The organism is Actinoplanes sp. NPDC051346, assembly GCF_040682215.1.
GTDB lineage: Bacteria > Actinomycetota > Actinomycetes > Mycobacteriales > Micromonosporaceae > Actinoplanes.
Genome location: NZ_JBFBAJ010000014.1, coordinates 74,701 through 91,077, shown reverse-complemented (window position 1 = coordinate 91,077; position 16,377 = coordinate 74,701). Strand labels below are relative to the sequence as shown.

Genomic DNA, 16,377 nt, shown 5'->3' with positions numbered 1-16,377 from the left:
GTCGTCGGTGACGAGGTTGATGGCGGTCGAGGCGAATGCCACGTAGCGGCCGTCCGCGCTGATCGCGGGCGTCGTGGCCGCGTTGTCGGCCGGCTGCCCGTCGTTCGACAGGCTTACCGGCGTGGTCACCGGGTCGGCGGCCCACGCCGGCGATGGCGCGGCGAGCAGGCCGGCCAGCAGTGCCATGCCGGCTGTCAGCGTTCCTCGGGCCACCGTCGTGCGGCCCGGCGTCGAGGCGCGGAGCCGCGCGCGGAAAGAGCCGGGGGTGGGCGGGCAGGATCGCATGAGTTTGTTTCTCTCCCTGTCGACGGTGTTCGTGTCGGCACAATCCTCGGATCAGCCGGACGCGCTTTCCAGCCCGAAAGGTTGGTTCTTGACGAATCGCCGCCCATGTGTTTATGGAAAGCCTCAGAGGTTGGCCGGTCCTCAACCGATAGCGTTTCCGGCAGAGAGTCTGGCGTGGCAACGAATCGGGGGACCATGCGCCGCATCGCGTTCGGACCGCACGTGTGCGGGAGCCTCGCCGAGGGCGCCCTGCGGGAATGGCTGGTGACCGACGGCCGGGGCGGCTATGCGATGGGCACCGTCAACGGGTTGCGGACGCGGCGCTATCACGGGCTGCTCGTCGTCGCCGATAAGGCGCCCGCTCGCCGGCGACTCGGGCTGGTGTCGCTCGATCCGGTCGTCACACTCGCCTCCGGCGCGGTGGTGCGGCTTGCCGCGCACGAGTGGGACGGCGGTGCCATCGCGCCGCGTGGATATGAGTTTCTCTCCGGATTCGAGCTGGTCGACGGGTTGCCGCGGTGGCGATGGCGGATCGGCGACGTGGTGCTCGAGCGGGAAATCGCGATGGAGTACGGACGCAGCAGCGTCGCCGTCGTCCACCGCCTGCTCACCGGCGGCCCGATCAGCCTGCGCCTGGGGGCCCTGTGCACGTGGCGCGACGTCCACGGCGAGCGCACCGCCGCGGGACCCGTGCCGGTGGTTGACGAGGTGGCGCTCGGGTGTGTCGTCGATGGCTCGTACCGGATCTCCGGGCCGGACTTCCGCGGCGTGGGGGAGTGGCATCGCGGCGTGCGGCACCGCGAGGAGGCGGCGCGCGGGCTGACCCCCACCGAGGATCTTTGGTACGCGGGCAGCTTCCACGCCGAACTACGCCAGCACGGATCCACCCTCTCGGTGTCGGCGTGGGCGGACGACCTGGACACTGTGCCCCCGCCGGCGGAGGAGGTCGTCGCCGCGGCCCGTACCCGGCATCGGGCGGTTGTCGAGGCGGCCGGACCGGCCGACGACGCGCAAGCCACCCTGGCGCTGGCCGCCGACGCCTTTGTGGTGCGGACGGCGGCCGGGCCGGACGTGGTCGCGGGATATCCGTGGTTCGGCGCGTGGTCGCGCGACACGATGATCAGCTACGAGGGTCTGTTCCTCGCGACCGGCCGCGAGTCGCTGGGCCGGGACCTGCTGCACCACTATGCCGCGACCCTGTCGGAGGGCATGCTCGCCAATACCGCGGACACCGGCAGCGTGGAGTACAACACGGTCGACGGCACCCTGTGGTTTCTCCACGCGGTGGGGCGACATGTGGCGCTGACCGGCGACACCGATCTGGCCGCCGAGCTGCTGCCGGCGTTGCGGTCGGTGGTCGACGCGCACCTGGCCGGCACGCGGTACGGCATCGGCGTCGACCCGGCCGACGCGCTGCTGCGCCAGGGCGCCGACGGTGAGGCGCTGACCTGGATGGACGCCCGGGTCGACGGGGTGCCGGTCACGCCGCGCGTCGGCAAGCCCGTCGAGGTCAACGCCCTGTGGGTCAACGGGCTGGCGATGGTGATCAAGCTGGCGTGGCAGGCGCGGACGAACGCGGGAGCGGCCGTGCGGGCGCATCCCGCCGCGCTGGCGTCCTTCGCGCGGCGGTTCCCAGTGGGTAAGGCCGGCAACGGGCTGCTGTATGACGTCGTCGACGGTCCCGCGGGCGACGACGCCACGCTGCGACCCAACCAGCTGCTGGCGTGGTCGCTGCCGTACGCGCCGTTGCGCCCGGAACCGGCCGCGTTGCAGGCGATCGGTACGGCTCTCATGACGCCGCTGGGCCCGCGCAGTCAGGCGCCCGCGTCGCCGGGATACGCCGGGCGGCACCGGGGGACGCCCGCCGAGCGGGATTCGGCCTACCACACGGGTACGGTCTGGCCGTGGCTGACCGGCCCGTACGTGGCGGCCTGGCACCGGCTCGGCGTGTCGGCGGAACAGACCCTGTCCGACGCCGACGGCCACCTCGACGAGTACGGGCTGGGCTCGGTCTCCGAGACCGCGGACGCCGACGCCCCGCACGGCGCGACCGGCTGCCCGTTCCAGGCGTGGTCGGTCGCGGAGTTGCTACGCGCCCGCCGGCTCGCCGGACCGTAGGGTGGCCGGCGTGCCTGCATCGGATTATGTGAAGAACCTGCGCGCCAAGGTCGGCCACGACCTGGTCATGTTTCCCACGGTCAGTGCCGTCGTGCTCAACGACAGTGGCGAGGTGCTGCTCGGGCAGCGCAGCGACAACGGCCGGTGGACGCTCATCGCCGGGATGATGGATCCGGGCGAGCAGCCCGCCGAGGCCATCGTCCGCGAGGTGGCGGAGGAGACCGCCGTCCAGGTGAAGGTGGAGCGCCTGGCGGGGGTGGCGCTGCACGAGGTCACCTATCCGAACGGCGACCACTGCCACATGGTCAACACGTGGTTCCGGTGCCGGGCGGTCGGTGGCGAGGCCCGGGTCAACGACTCGGAGTCGATCGCGGTCGGCTGGTTCGACCTCGACAACCTGCCGGAGCTGAGCCCGTTCGCCCATCGGCGGATCCGCACGGCGCTCGACGACGGCGCCCCGGCCTGGTTCGCCCAGCCCGGCGAGACGCCGTAGGCCTCAGGCCAGCCAGCCGGGACGGATCAGGCCGGCCTCGTACGCGAACACCACGAGCTGTGCCCGGTCGCGGGCACCGAGCTTGACCATCGCGCGGCTGACGTGGGTCTTCGCCGTCGCCGGGCTGATCAGCAGCCGTCCGGCGATCTCGTCGTTGGACAGCCCCTCGCCGACCAGCACCATCACCTCGCGTTCCCGGTCGGTGAGCTGGTCCAGCCGGCGGTCGGTGTCCTCGGGCGGCGTGGCGGCCCGGCCGCGCCCGGTGGCGAACTCGCCGATGACCCGCCGGGTGACGCTGGGCGACAGCAGGGCGTCGCCGGCCGCCACCGCCCGGATGCCGCGTAGCAGGTCCACCGGCTCGGTGTCCTTGACGAGGAAGCCCGACGCGCCGGTGCGCAGCGCCTCGAAGACGTACTCGTCGAGTTCGAAGGTGGTGAGGATGACCACCCGGGTCGCGGCGAGGGTGGGTTCCGCGACGATCCGGCGGGTCGCCTCGAGGCCGTCGACGCCGGGCATGCGGATGTCCATGAGGACGACGTCGGGGCGGGTCCGAGTGGCCAGGCTTACCGCGGCCAGCCCGTCGCCGGCCTCGCCGACCACCTCGATGTCGGGTTCGGCGTCGAGCAGGGCCCGGAAGCCCGCGCGCACCAGCGCCTGGTCGTCGGCGAGCAGCACCGTGATCACGTTTCCCCCTCGGTGGAGACGGCGGTGGGCAGGGTCGCCGTCACCAGGTAGCCGCCCCGCGGCAGCGGGCCCGCGCTCAGCGTGCCGCCCAGGCTGGCCGCGCGGGCGCGCATTCCCGCGATCCCGGAACCCGACCCGTCCGGCTCGCCCACGGCGGCGCCGTCGTTGCGGATCCGCAGGCGCAGTTCGGTGGGGGCGTATTCGATCGCGACCTCGGCGGAGCCCGCGGCGGCGTGGCGGCGGACGTTGGTCAGGGCCTCCTGCACGATCCGGTACGCCGCCCGGTCGACCTCGGCGGGCAGCGGCCGCCTGTCCCCGGACGTGGTGGTCGTGACCGGCAGCCCGGCGTCGGCGGTGAGGTCGTCGAGGCGGTCCAGGCCCAGCGCCGGCTGCCGGGGCGCCGCCTCCTCCTCGGGACGCAGCACGCCCAGCACCGCGCGCACCTCCCGGAGGGCCTCGGCGCTCGCGGTCTTGATCGCGGTGAGCGCCTCGCGGGCCTGCTCCGGGCGGTTGTCCATCAGGTGCAGGCCCACCCCGGCCTGCACGTTGATCAGCGACAGGTGGTGGCCGAGGACGTCGTGCAGTTCGCGGGCGATCCGCAGCCGCTCGTCGGACGCCTGCCGGCGCTCCTGTTCCTCGCGGGCGCGCGCCCGTTCGGCGTGGACCTTGGCCAGCTCGGCGAGGTACTCGGCCCGGGACCGCGCCGCGCCGCCGAGGAAGACGGTCAACGCCAGGGCCAGCGCGGTCAGCACGGCGATCCGCGCTCCCGGCCGGGCGGTCTCGCCCACTCCGAGCGGTCCGGCGAAGAACCAGGTAACGCACAGGTACGCGACGTAGAGGGCGGCCGTCACCGCGAGCGCCGGGCGCAACCGGCCGGCCTTGACCGCGGTGAACAGCGCGATGGCCGGGGCGACCGCGAAGGTCCAGGAGGGCGGGACCAGCGTGGCGAAGCCGATGCTGGCGGCGCCCGCCACGGCCAGGACGGCGATCGGGGCCTTGTCGCGGCGGCTCAGCGCCAGCGGCCCGACCAGCAGCAGTGCGCAGGCGGCGATGTCGGCGGGGCGGGCGAGCGCGGTGGCCTGCGACCAGTTGCCGAAGACGTGGAAGCACAGGCCGGCGATGACCGCTCCGTGCCGGCCGCCGTGCCGCGGGCCCCGGGACGCCCGCCACCGGTCGCCGTTCCGCGGCGTCGGGGACGGCCATTCAGGCCGGTGCCGGCGGTGGTCTCGCACGCCGTCGACGCTACGGCACCCGCGACCCGCCCGGCGTCGGCGTGCGGTCGGCTTCCCCGCTGCCACGCCGGGAGTAGCGAGGCCCGGGCTTGTACTCCCGAGGGAGTACGCCGGTGCGGTCGGCTGCGCCGCTCGCCGCGTACGCCGATGCTCCGCCGGGGCGACGCCACCCGGCGCCGGAGCGACCACCCTGGATGGCAGAACACCCGAGGTCCCAGGAGGGTCAGCATGCAACCCAGCGAATGGTCCGGCCCGCAACGGCTCCGCACCTCCGACGCCGAGCGCGAGCAGGTCGCCACGATCCTGCGCGCCGCGATGGCCGAGGGTCGCCTCACCCTGAGTGAGGGCGAGGAGCGGCTCAGTGCCGGGTACGCCGCCACCTACCGCGACGAGCTCGCCCCGCTCACCGCCGACCTGCCCGACGGCGGCCGTCGGGCGCTCGCCGAGACCCCGCAGGCCCGGGCCGCGACACGCCGGGACGTCCGCCGGCACGCCGGCGCCGTGGCGTTGCTGGCGGTGCTGCTCGTCGGGGTGTGGGCGCTCTCCGGCGCGCACTTCTTCTGGCCGGTGTTCCCGCTCGCGTTCCTGGTCATCGGCCTGATGAAGCACGCCCGGCACGGCGCGGCCTACCGCGACCGCTACTACCGCGGTCACCTCGCGCCCCACCATCGGTGATCTTGGCCACTCCATAGTAGACGTGGCGGTCGTTGCCCACCCCATCCCTCGATGCGACAGTGGTCGCCCTAACGGGGAGGGTGGGCACAACCATGATGGGTCCGTCGCACGCACTGTCGGGTGCGTCCGTCTGGCTGGCCGGGAGCTGGGCTCTCGACCACTTCGCCGGGTACGGCCAGAGCCCGCTCGCCGTGGCGGTCGGCGCCACGGTCTGCGCCGGCGGCGCCCTGCTGCCCGACCTGGACCTGTCCGGAAAGGTCACCCGCAACCAGGGCGGCGCGACGGTGGCCCGCACGTTCGGCGTGTTCTCGCTGTTCGTCGCGGAGGTCGTGGAGAAGGTGTCGCTGGGCGTCTACACCGCGACGAAGCTCAGCCGCGACCCGCGCCGCACCAACGGGCACCGGACGTTCACCCACACGCTGCCGTTCGCCGGCCTCGTGGGCTGGGGCACGACCACGCTCTGCGCCTCGTACGGGAAATGGGCGGTCGTCGCGATCGTCTTCCTCATGGCCGGCCTGGCCCTGCGCGGCCTGTTCGACGAATGGGCCGAGCGCGCCGGCTGGCTGATCGTCACGCTGGCATCCGGGGCGATCGCCTGGTTCACGGCGGCGAACCTGCCGGGCGACCGCGGCTATCCGATGCTGGGCATGGCCGTCGGGGTGGGCTGCGTGGTCCACCTCCTCGGCGACATGATCACCAAGAACGGCGTCCCGATCCTGTGGCCCATACCCATCGGCCGGCGCATGTGGCGCATGGTCGGGGTGCCGAACGGCATGGCGGTCAGGGTGGGCGGAAAGACCGAGACGCTGGTGCTGCGGTCGCTGTTCACGCTGGTGGCGGTGCTGGCGGTGGCGGGCATGTTCGCACCGCACGTGCTGCGCAACCTCGACCTCGAGAAATGGGCCGGCGGCTAGGGCGCCCGCGAATCCGGTAGTCGATCAATGAGGTGCTGGAGTCCGTTAGTGTCGGGTGAAGCGGCCAGACGGCGGTCGAGGGTGTGGGGGTGAGCGACGGCGTGGCGGAGCGCGAGCGCTTGGCGCAGGCGGACTCCGGGGAGCGGCCGTGGCGAGCCTGGGGTCCCTACCTGGCCGAGCGCGCCTGGGGCACCGTGCGCGAGGACTACAGCGAGCACGGCACCGCCTGGGACTACTTTCCGCACGACCACGCGCGCTCGCGGGCGTACCGATGGAACGACGACGGCATGGCCGGGGTCTGCGACGACCGGCAGACGTTCTGTTTCGCCCTCGCGCTCTGGAACGGCCGGGATCCGATCATCAAGGAGCGGATGTTCGGGCTCGGCGGCGACGGCGGCAACCACGGCGAGGACGTCAAGGAGTACTGGTGGTACCAGGACTCCACGCCCACCCACTCGTGGATGACCTGGCGCTACCACTATCCGCAGGCTGCTTTCCCCTATAACGAGCTGGTCACGGTCAACGGGCGGCGCTCCCGGGACGAGCCGGAGTACGAGCTCGTCGACACCGGCGTCTTCGACGACGACCGGTTCTGGGTGGTGACCGTCAACTACGCCAAGGCCTCGCCGCGCGACCTGTGCATCGTGATCAGTGTCGCCAACCGGGGGCCGGACGAGGCGACCCTGCACGTGCTGCCGACCCTGTGGTTCCGCAACACCTGGTCGTGGGGGCGGCCCAACCGCCGGATTCCGACGCTGGCCGGGACGCCGGGCCGCCTCACCGGCCTGCACAACAACCTCGGATTCCTGACGCTCGCGGGTGAGGGCGCCCCGCCGGCCCTGATGTGCGACAACGAGACGAACTCGCAGCGGCTGTGGGGACGGCCCGGCACCAGCATGTTCCCCAAGGACGGCATCAACGACTTTCTCGTGGCCGGCGCACCCACCGTCAACCCCGCCGGCACCGGCACCAAGGGCGCGCTGCACTACGAGGTCACGCTCGCTGCGGGGGAGACCCGCGAGATCCGGCTGCGGCTCACCGAGTCGGACGAGCCGGTCGACCCCGACCTCGGTGCGGGTTTCGCCGAGGTGGTCGTCGCCCGCCGGGCCGAGGCGGACGCCTTCTTCGCCGACATCATCCCGGCGGCGGCTTCCGCGGACGAGGCCGCCGTCGCCCGGCAGGGCATCGCCGGCCTGATGTGGGGCAAGCAGTTCTACCACTTCGACGTCAAGCAGTGGCTGCACGGCGATCCGGGGTCGGCGCCGCCGCCACCGGGTCGGCGCTACGGGCGCAACAACGCCTGGTGGCACATGAACAGCTTCGACGTGATCTCCATGCCCGATCCCTGGGAGTACCCCTGGTACGCCGCCTGGGATCTGGCGTTCCACTGCGTGACGATCGCCCGCGTCGACCCGGGCTTCGCCAAGGCGCAGATCCTGCTGCTGCTTCGCGAGTGGTACATGCACCCCAACGGCCAGATCCCCGCGTACGAGTGGGCGTTCGGTGACGTCAACCCGCCGGTGCACGCGTGGGCGGCGCTGAAGATCTTCGAGATCGACGGCGGGCGCGACCACGACTTCCTGGCCCGGGTCATGCACAAGCTGCTGCTGAACTTCACCTGGTGGGTCAACCGCAAGGACGTCGGCGGCATGAACGTGTTCGAGGGCGGCTTCCTCGGCCTCGACAACGTCGGCCCGTTCGACCGCTCGGCGGCCCTGCCGGTCGCCGGCGTCCTCGAGCAGTCCGACGGCACCGGCTGGATGGCGATGTACGCCCTCAACCTGCTGGACATGTCGGTCCACCTCGCGCTGCACGACCACGCGTACGAGGACATGGCGACGAAGTTCTTCGAACATTTCGCCTACATCGCGGAGGCGGCGTACCGGCAGGGCCTGTGGGACGACGAGGACTGCTTCTTCTACGACGTGCTGCGCCTGCCGGACGGCCACCGGATGCCGCTGAAGGCCCGATCGATCGTCGGCCTGCTCCCGCTGGCGGCGACCACCCGGCTGAGCGCCAGCACGCTGCACCGGTTGCCGGAGCTCAGCGCCCGGCTGCGCTGGCTGCTGGCCAACCAGAGCGACTACGCCGACGTGATCAGCGCCCGGCGGTTGTCGCCGGACGGGCGCCAGCAGCGGCTGCTGTCGATGGTGGGGCAGGACCAGCTGCTGCGGATCCTGGCCCGGATGCTGGACCCGGAGGAGTTCCTGTCGCCGTACGGGCTGCGTACGCTGTCGCGCGCGCACCTCGAGAAGCCCTTCACGGTGTCGCTGGGCGGTTCGGACTTCGCGGTGGGTTACGAGCCGGCGGAGAGCACCAGCGGCCTGTTCGGCGGCAACTCCAACTGGCGGGGCCCGGTCTGGATGCCGGTGAACTTCCTGCTCGTCGAGGCCCTGCGGGAGTTCGCCGCGTTCTTCGGCGACGACCTCCAGGTGGAGTACCCGACCGGAGCGCAGACGAAGATGCCGCTCAGCCGGGTCGCCGATGACCTTTCACGCCGGCTGGTGTCGCTGTTCGTCCCCGACGCGGACGGCCGGCGGCCGATCTACGGCGCCTGCGAACTCTTCCAGACCCACCCGGCCTGGAAGGACCTGATCGTCTTCCCGGAGTACTTCCACGGCGACAACGGCGCCGGGCTGGGCGCGTGGCATCAGACCGGCTGGACGGCGCTGGTCGTCGACCTGATCCTGACGTTGCACCGCGGCGAAGGGGCCTAGGGCCGCATCAGCGGCGGGTGCAGGAGGGTCGCTGGGCCGCGGCGGAACAATTGGGCTGGGCGGCCACGATCACGGCTCGCGCTGTGGCCGGTCGGCTCGATGAAGCCCTGGGCCGAGGTGACCTTGCGGTGGAAGTTGCGTGGGTCCAGTCGGGTGCGCCACACCGTCTCGTAGACGTCGCGCAGGTCGGCGACGGTGAACTCGGCCGGGCAGAAGGCCGCCGCCAGCGGGGTGTACTCCAGTTTCGCCCGTGCCCGTTCCAGTCCGTCGGCCAGGATCCGGTCGTGGTCGAAGGCCAGGCCGGTGGCCTCCTCGAACGGGCGCCACTCGGCCCCGGCGGCGTCGCTGCCGGCGACCGGGGCCGGCAGGTCGGGGAGCAGCGCCAGGTATGCCACCGTGACTACCCGTCCGCGCGGGTCGCGCCCGGGCGTGCCGTACGTCGCCAGCTGCTCGAAGTGCCCGGCGGACGGGTCCACCCCGGTCTCCTCGCGCAGCTCACGCGCGGCCGCCGCGTCCAGGTCCTCGTCGTCGTGGACGAAGCCGCCGGGCAGCGCCCACCGCCCGCGGAACGGCTCGATGCCGCGCCGGATGAGCAGCACGTGCAGCGCGCGCTGCCGGATGGTCAGCAGCACGAGATCAACTGTGACGGCCGCCATGCTTAGCGTCATGTTGACGATAATAACCACCAGGCTTTATCGTCATCATGACGAAAATGAGAAGGGACCTCCCGATGGCCGACATCAAGCGCCGTTTCCACCTGCGCCACCTGCGCTCCGCCCCGACCAGCTGGGTCAGCTGGACCGTCCGGGGCAAGGCGAAGCGATCCGGAACCGGCCTCGCGTTCTGGTACCGGCCGCTCACCGCGGTGCTGTCCGAGGTGCCGGTCGACGACCGCGAGCTGCCGCTGCTGTTCCACGCCCGCACCGAGGACTTCGCCGACGTGACCGTGCAGGCCACGGTGACGTACCGGTTCAGCGACCCGGCCGCGGCCGCGTCCCGGCTGGACTTCTCGATCGACCCGTACCAGGGACGGTGGAACGGGCAGCCGCTCGACCAGGTCGCCACCCTGCTCGCCGAGCTGGCCCAGCAGCCCGCGCTCGACCTGCTCGCCCGGCTCCCGCTGGCCGAGGCGCTGACCACCGGAATCGCCCCAGTCCGTCAGTCGGTCGTGGACGCGCTCGCCGCTGACCCGCGGCTCGCCGAGACCGGAGTGACCGTGGTCAGCGCCCGGGTCGTCGCGCTGCGGCCGGAGCCGGAGTTGGAGCGCGCGCTGCAGACCCCGACACGGGAAAAGGTGCAGCAGGACGCGGACCGGGCCACCTACGCCCGCCGGGCGCACGCCGTCCAGCAGGAGCGATCGATCGCGGAGAACGAGCTGCAGAGCAAGATCGAGCTGGCCCGCCAGGAACAGCACCTCGTCGAACAGCACGGCGCCAACGCCCGCCGCGGCGCCGAACTGGACGCCGAGTCGCAGCTGGTCACCGCGCAGGGCGAGGCCGAGCGGGCGCGCCTGAACGCGGCCGCCGAGGCGGACGCCGAGCGCTTGCGCGACGAGGCTCGCGCGGCCGGCGCGCGAGTCGTCGGCCTGGCCGAGGCGGAGGCCGAGGCGGCCCGGCTCGCGGCGTACCGCGACCTGCCGCCCGAGGTGCTGCGGTCGCTGGCGCTCAAGGAGCTGGCGCAGCACATCCCGGCGATCGGCGAGCTGACCGTCACGCCGGATCTGCTGACCAAGCTGATCGGCCGGATCGGCTCATGAGCGCCCTGAGCCCCCGCGTGGTGGTCGTGTCGCGGCGCAGCGAGCTCGACGAGCTGCTCGCCCGGCACGGCACCCGCGGCGCCGCCGCGTACTTCCTCAAGCAGCGCGGACGCGATCTCGACGAGGTCACCGCCCGGCATGAGGCGCTGCGGCGGGCGCTGACCGAGGTGGGCGCGGCGGTCCCGGCCGATTGGCGTCGCGGTCATGTCGAGCGTACGGATCTGCCCCGCTTCCTCTTCGCGCCGGAGGACCTGGTGATCGCCGTCGGTCAGGACGGCCTGGTCGCGAACGTCGCGAAGTATCTCTGCGGCCAACCCGTGATCGGCGTCAACCCGGAGCCGGGCCGCAACCCCGGCGTGCTCGTGCGGCACCCGGCCTCAGCGGTAGGCGACCTGCTCCGGAGCCGGATCCGGGCGCTGGAGCGCACGATGGTGGTCGCCCGGCTCGACGACGGGCAGGAGCTCTTCGGCCTCAACGAGATCTACATCGGGCACGCCGGCCATCAGTCCACGCGGTACGTGATCACCACTCCGGAGGGCGTCCGCGAGCGCCAGTCGTCGTCAGGCCTGATCGCCGGCACCGGCACCGGTGCGACCGGCTGGTGCGCGTCGATCGCGCGGGACCGGGTGTCGGCGCCATCGCTGCCCGGCCCGGCCGACCTGGCGCTGTGCTGGTTCGTCCGGGAAGCCTGGCCCTCTCCCGCCACCGGCGTGGAGCAGGTGAGCGGGCTGCTGACCGCGGGCCAGGAACTGGAGCTGACAAGCGAGAGTGAACGCCTCGTGGCCTTCGCCGACGGCCTGGAGTCCGACGCGCTGGAGCTTTCCTGGGGTCAGCGGGTGACGATCACGATCGCTGATCGGCGGTTGCGTCTCGTCTGACCTCCAGCGGCATCCGAGAGACGCCTCCTAGGTACCCCGTCGCGAGCACCTAGTACCCCTGAGTACGCCGACTCAGGAGCGGAGCCGCCCGGGCCGCGAGGATCATCGGGTGACCGCGTACCCGTGCCCGTTCTGCCGTACCGAAGCCTCCCTGGCCACCGGCTGCCCCGCCTGTGGCCGCGGCCCGGACCCCGACGCCGCCGAGGTCGTCCGCCTGGACGCCGAGATTCCGGTGCTGACCTCCCGGCTGACGGCCGCGCGGGAGGCGGTGTCGGTCGCCGACGCGGCTCTGCGCCGGGCCTGGACCGGCAGGGAAGCCGCCGCCGCCCGGGTGCGGGCCACCGTCTCCGCCGCCGCGAAGGCGCCCCGGCCGGCCGGCACGCCCGCGATGACCGCGCCGGTGACCACGGCGACCGCCGAGGCCTCGGCCCGGCTGATGACCGAGGCGTCCACCCGGCTGGTGCAGAACACGTTGTTCTCGCTCGGCGGCCTGCTGCTCGCGGTCGCCGCGATCGTGTTCACCGCCGTGGCCTGGTCCCAGTTCGGACTGAAGGGCCGGGCCGGGCTGCTCGCCGTCTTCACGGTCGTCGCCCTCGCCGCCCCGCTGTTCGCGCTGCGCCGGCGGCTGACCGCCACCGCGGAGACCTTCGCCGCGGTCGGCCTGCTGCTGGTCCTGCTCGACGGGTACGCGGCCTGGTACGTCAACCTGTTCGGCATCGCGGACTACTCGGCGCTCGGCTACGCCGGGGCCGTCTGCGCCGTGACCGCCGCGGTCGCCGCCGGATACGAGCACGTCACCGGCCTCATCGGGCCGCGGTTCGTCGCCCTGACGCTGGCGCAGCCGGTGCTGCCGCTGCTCGTCGCGCCGTTCCACCCGGACGCGGCCGGATGGTCGTTCACCTTCAGCGCCGTCGCCCTCGGCAACCTGGTCGTCATTCACCTGCGCCGGTCCACGCTGACCGCCGTCGGGATCGCCGCGTACGGTTTCGGCGCGCTGGCGGTCAGCATCGCCGGGATCGCCGCGCTGACCGCGCTCGCGGTGGCCGGCACGGTCGGGCCGGCTGCGGTGGGTGGTGCGGCGCTCGTGGTGGCGGCGCTGGTGGTGCTGGCGGGAGCGCTGGGCACTTCGTGGCCGGTGGCGCGGGCGAGCGCCGGCGCCCTGATGGTGGTTGCGGCAGTGGTCGCGAGCGGCCGCTTCACGACGGTCGCCTGGGGCGACCACCTGGCTCCCGTCCTGGTCGCCGTGGTCGTGGCAGCGGCGGCGCTGGCGGTGCTCCTGCTTCCCGCGACGGTACGCCCGGGGCCCCGCGTCGGTGCCCTCGTCATGCTGGCGCTGGCGGCCCTGCCGGCCGTTCTGGCCACGGCGGCCGCGGTGCTCACCGGGGACGCCGACTGGCGCCTGCCGGTGGTGATCGCGGTGCTGACCACGGGCGCGGCGGCCCTGCTGCCGCGGATTCCGGCCGGGCTGACCGGTCTGGCGATGCTGGCGCTGGCCCTGCCCGCCGGCCTGGACCTGCCGTGGTGGACCGCCTCCCCGCTGGACCTCGCCGTCGTGGTGGCCGCGCTGGTGCTGGTGACCCGGGGCCAGGGCTGGGCGGCCGGCGTCGCGTCGCTCCTGATGGCGCACGCGGTAGTGGCCTCGTGGCAACGGCCGGGCGTGGCGGCGGCAACGCTGGTGGCCGTGGCCGGCATCGCGGTGCTGACGGCGTGGCGGGGCCCACGGTGGATCGGGGGCGCGGGCCTCGCCGTCGCCGTCCCGGCGTTCCCGGCGGCGCTGTGGCAGGCCGCCGCGGAAGCCGGCTGGTCTCCCGTCGTGCAGAGCCGGGTGGCCCTGGCCGCCGCCGTGGTGCTGGTCGCCGTGGCGTACCGGCTCCCCGTGGCGTACCGGCTCCACCGGGTGCCGGCGTCGTCCGCGGTGCTGCTCGTTCTCGTGACCGTGCCGCTGTGGGCGCTGGCCTCCGGTGACTCGCCCGCGATCTACGCTGCCGCCGGGCTGGTGCTGACCGCGTCGACGCTGCCGGCGTTCGGCCGCGACCTGCGGTGGCCGGCCACGGTTGCCGCTTCGATGCTGGGCACCGCCTTCCTCGCCGGCGTGGCGGGCAGTCTGCTGACCATCGCCGTGGGGCCGTGGTTCCACGTCGGCACGCGGTGGAGCGGCCCGGTCGGATGGGCCGACGTCGCCGCGACGGCAGTCGCCGCCACGGCGGCCGCGATCGGCGCCGGGCTACTGCGCGGCTGGCGCGCGGCGCCCTGGGCGGCGCTGCCGGTGGTTGCGGTGGCGGCTGTCCTGGGCGCTGCGGCGCTGCGGGTGCCGTGGCCCGGGGTGCCGGCAGTCGCACTGCTCGCGGGCCTCGCGGGATTGGTCGCGGCGGCGCTGCGGGGCACCGCCCGGCGGGCTCTCGCACTGGTCCCGGTCGGGGCTGTGCTGGTCGGCGCCGCCCTGGCGGGAGCGCTGGCCACGCACGCGGCGACGCTGGCCGCCTTCGGTGCGACCCTGGTCGCCGGCGTGGTGGCCGGGGCCGGGGGCCGGTCGTCGACGGCCAGGATCGCCGGGTTGGCGGGGGCTGCCGGGTCCGCGATCGCGCTGGCGTACACCGCGGGGCGGGCGGTGGGGCTGCCGCTGGAGCGCACGGCCCTTCTCGTGCTGGCCGCGGCGGCTGTGCTGCTGGCCGTGGGCGTGCTCGTCCTGCGCCGCGCGGTGGAGGGCCGCGTGGTCCAGGCCGCGGCGCACGGCGGGGCCGGGGTGGCCCTCATCCTCACCGCCGGCTCGATCCGGTACGCGGCCGCCGTGTGCACCCTGTGGGGTGTGGCGCTCGGCCTCCGCGCGCTGGTCCGGGAGGCGGGCGGCCGGCGGGCACACGTCGTGGCGGCGGCCTCGGCGGAGCTGTGCGGCTGGTGGCTGCTGCTCGCCGCGGGGGAGGTTGCCGTCGTCGAGGCGTACACCGTCCCGGCGGCCGGGGTGGCGCTGCTCGCCGGCTGGCTGACCCGCCGCCGCGCCCCGGTGTCGAGCTGGGTGGCCTACGGCCCGGCGCTGGCCGCCGCGCTCCTGCCCACCCTGGCCACGGTGCTGATCGGCGACGGGCAGCCGCTCCGCCGGCTCCTGCTCGGACTGGCGGCCCTGGCGGTCGTCCTCGCCGGCGCGCGAGCACGGTTGCAGGCGCCGGTGGTGGCCGGAGGGGCGGTGCTGGTGCTGGTGTCGCTGCACGAGATCGCCCTGGTGTGGGATCTGTTGCCGCGCTGGATCCCGCTCGCCGCGGCCGGCCTGCTGCTGGTGGGTCTGGCCACGACGCTGGAACGGCGCCGCCGCGACATGGCCCGCGTCCGCGCCGCAGTCGGCCGGATGGGATAGCCGGCCGGGGCCGGGGCCGGGGCGCGGCGGCCTCTGCGCGCCGTGGGGCGGGTGCGGTCGGCGCGGCTGACGGGGTGTGGGGCGGGTGCGGTCGGCGCGGCTGACTGGGCGCGGCGGTATTTGTGCGGCGTGCGCGGCGGGCCGGGCCCGGTCAGGCGTCGCGGACGATTGCCTCCGCGACCCTGCGCAGCTCGCGCTGGTCGGGCACGAATCCGTCGGCGATGTCCTGGTGCAGCCCGGCCTTGGTCTCGTCGAGCAGCTCCGTGGCGACCTCGTCGACCGGCTCCCCGGCGTACTCGTCGCAGACCCGGTCGGTAGCGGCCCGCAGGGCGGAGGAGAGCTGAGCCTCCAGCGGCCCGCGGAGCTTCTCCTCGACCGGGCTGAGGCTGTTCGGGTCCAGAGTGACGTGCGGCTCGACCATGGTGGGCCCCATACCCACCGACACCGCACCGTCAAACGGTCAGATCAGGAACGGCCACGCTTGAGGGTGAAAAAGGTGTCGCTGCGCACCAGCGGCACCACCGCGTCCCAGATAGACAGCGCTTCCTCCCGCCCGGGCACGTCCCCGATGACCGGGCCGTGCACGCCGCGTGCCGCGCCCTCGATCAGCAGCACCGGCGAGCCGATGTCCGGGCCCGCCGAGCCGAACGCCAGCTCGTGCGACTCGCGGACGGCCTCGTCCCAGGACGCGTCTTCCAGTACGGCCCCGGGGTCGGCGACCCCGGCGGCCTTGGCCGCCTGCACCACGATGTCGTCGCTCAGCGGCGCGCCCGCCTCGAAGGTCCGCGTGCCGATCTCGGTGTAGAACGTGGCGACGTCATCGTTACGGTGATCGGCCCGCAGCGCCTCGACCAGCCGCAGCGCCTTGTTCGACGCGGCCGCCATCGCCCGGTACTGCTCCGGGATGTCGCCACCGTTGAGGATGGACAGGCTGAAGGCACGCCATCGCAGCGTCAGATCGCGCTCGGGCGCCACGGCGACCAGCCACCGCGACGTGCGCCAGGTGAACGGACAGGCCGGATCGAAGAAGTAGGTGACCTCCATGCCCACCGATCCTAGGGGTATTTCGTGCGCGCGTCCGCCCCGAAGGCGATCGGATCGTCCTAGATGGAGCCAGCACGGGAGCCGATGCGCGTCGGGCGGCGGGGACCGTGCGGTCCCCGCCGCCCAGCGGCTGTCAGTGCGGTCCCCGCCGCCCAGCGGCTGTCAGTGCGGTCCCCGCCGCCCAGCGGCTGTCAGTGCGGTCCCCGCCGCCCAGCGGCTGTCAGTGCGGTCC

At 73.6% G+C, this 16,377-nt stretch carries 14 protein-coding genes; 8 read left to right on the top strand and 6 right to left on the bottom strand.

Translation table 11 applies throughout. From position 1 onward, the window contains the following. On the bottom strand, positions 1-285 hold a 285-nt coding region (locus AB0M36_RS30010; RefSeq protein WP_364164147.1), incomplete at its 3' end, for a hypothetical protein. 195 nt (positions 286-480) lie between these two features. On the opposite strand from AB0M36_RS30010, the gene AB0M36_RS30005 reads away from it, so the two are divergent. Both AB0M36_RS30005 and AB0M36_RS30000 read left to right on the top strand, forming a co-directional pair. Continuing rightward, on the top strand, positions 481-2,403 hold the full coding sequence (locus tag AB0M36_RS30005) for an amylo-alpha-1,6-glucosidase (RefSeq protein WP_364164507.1): 1,923 nt from the start codon (positions 481-483) through the stop codon (positions 2,401-2,403). A 10-nt stretch (positions 2,404-2,413) separates the two neighbouring features. Then, complete coding sequence (locus AB0M36_RS30000; RefSeq protein ID WP_364164144.1) at positions 2,414-2,896, top strand: NUDIX domain-containing protein; 483 nt, start codon at positions 2,414-2,416, stop codon at positions 2,894-2,896. Positions 2,897-2,899: 3 nt separating this feature from the next. Here AB0M36_RS30000 and AB0M36_RS29995 read toward each other — a convergent pair whose 3' ends face one another. Together AB0M36_RS29995 and AB0M36_RS29990 are read right to left on the bottom strand one after the other, a co-directional pair. Further along, positions 2,900-3,580, bottom strand: a complete 681-nt coding sequence (locus AB0M36_RS29995; protein ID WP_364164141.1) for a response regulator transcription factor — start codon at positions 3,578-3,580, stop codon at positions 2,900-2,902. After that, positions 3,577-4,812: a sensor histidine kinase gene (locus AB0M36_RS29990; protein ID WP_364164138.1), complete on the bottom strand. Its 1,236-nt coding sequence runs from the start codon at positions 4,810-4,812 to the stop codon at positions 3,577-3,579. The genes AB0M36_RS29995 and AB0M36_RS29990 overlap by 4 nt, the downstream gene beginning before the upstream one ends. A gap of 228 nt (positions 4,813-5,040) precedes the next feature. Between AB0M36_RS29990 and AB0M36_RS29985 the strand changes: the two genes are divergently transcribed. The 3 genes from AB0M36_RS29985 (at position 5,041) to AB0M36_RS29975 (ending at position 9,118) form a co-directional block, all read left to right on the top strand. Continuing rightward, on the top strand, positions 5,041-5,487 hold the full coding sequence (locus AB0M36_RS29985; protein ID WP_364164135.1) for a DUF1707 domain-containing protein: 447 nt from the start codon (positions 5,041-5,043) through the stop codon (positions 5,485-5,487). 92 nt (positions 5,488-5,579) lie between these two features. Continuing rightward, the gene (locus AB0M36_RS29980; protein ID WP_364164132.1) at positions 5,580-6,401 is read left to right on the top strand and encodes a metal-dependent hydrolase; all 822 of its coding nucleotides are present in this window, start codon (positions 5,580-5,582) and stop codon (positions 6,399-6,401) included. Positions 6,402-6,490: 89 nt separating this feature from the next. Continuing rightward, the gene (locus tag AB0M36_RS29975) at positions 6,491-9,118 is read left to right on the top strand and encodes a glucosidase (protein WP_364164129.1); all 2,628 of its coding nucleotides are present in this window, start codon (positions 6,491-6,493) and stop codon (positions 9,116-9,118) included. Here the strand turns inward: AB0M36_RS29975 and AB0M36_RS29970 are convergent. Beyond that, the gene (locus tag AB0M36_RS29970) at positions 9,115-9,786 is read right to left on the bottom strand and encodes an NUDIX domain-containing protein (RefSeq protein WP_364164126.1); all 672 of its coding nucleotides are present in this window, start codon (positions 9,784-9,786) and stop codon (positions 9,115-9,117) included. The two genes, AB0M36_RS29975 and AB0M36_RS29970, sit on opposite strands and share 4 nt — an antisense overlap. Positions 9,787-9,830: 44 nt before the next feature. Between AB0M36_RS29970 and AB0M36_RS29965 the strand changes: the two genes are divergently transcribed. The 3 genes from AB0M36_RS29965 (at position 9,831) to AB0M36_RS29955 (ending at position 15,101) form a co-directional block, all read left to right on the top strand. After that, the gene (locus tag AB0M36_RS29965) at positions 9,831-10,874 is read left to right on the top strand and encodes an SPFH domain-containing protein (protein ID WP_364164123.1); all 1,044 of its coding nucleotides are present in this window, start codon (positions 9,831-9,833) and stop codon (positions 10,872-10,874) included. Further along, positions 10,871-11,752, top strand: coding sequence for a hypothetical protein (locus tag AB0M36_RS29960; RefSeq protein WP_364164121.1), 882 nt, complete (start codon positions 10,871-10,873; stop codon positions 11,750-11,752). Before AB0M36_RS29965 ends, AB0M36_RS29960 begins: the two co-directional genes overlap by 4 nt. Before the next feature lie 109 nt (positions 11,753-11,861). Continuing rightward, a complete protein-coding gene (locus AB0M36_RS29955) occupies positions 11,862-15,101 on the top strand; it encodes a hypothetical protein (protein WP_364164118.1) in 3,240 nt (1,079 codons plus the stop codon). 151 nt (positions 15,102-15,252) lie between these two features. On the opposite strand, the gene AB0M36_RS29950 is transcribed toward AB0M36_RS29955, so the two are convergent. Then, positions 15,253-15,522 (bottom strand): hypothetical protein, encoded by a 270-nt coding sequence (locus AB0M36_RS29950; protein ID WP_364164115.1) that lies wholly within the window; start codon positions 15,520-15,522, stop codon positions 15,253-15,255. A gap of 44 nt (positions 15,523-15,566) precedes the next feature. Then, the gene (locus tag AB0M36_RS29945; RefSeq protein ID WP_364164112.1) at positions 15,567-16,145 is read right to left on the bottom strand and encodes a DsbA family protein; all 579 of its coding nucleotides are present in this window, start codon (positions 16,143-16,145) and stop codon (positions 15,567-15,569) included. Between the last annotated feature and the right edge of the window lie 232 nt (positions 16,146-16,377).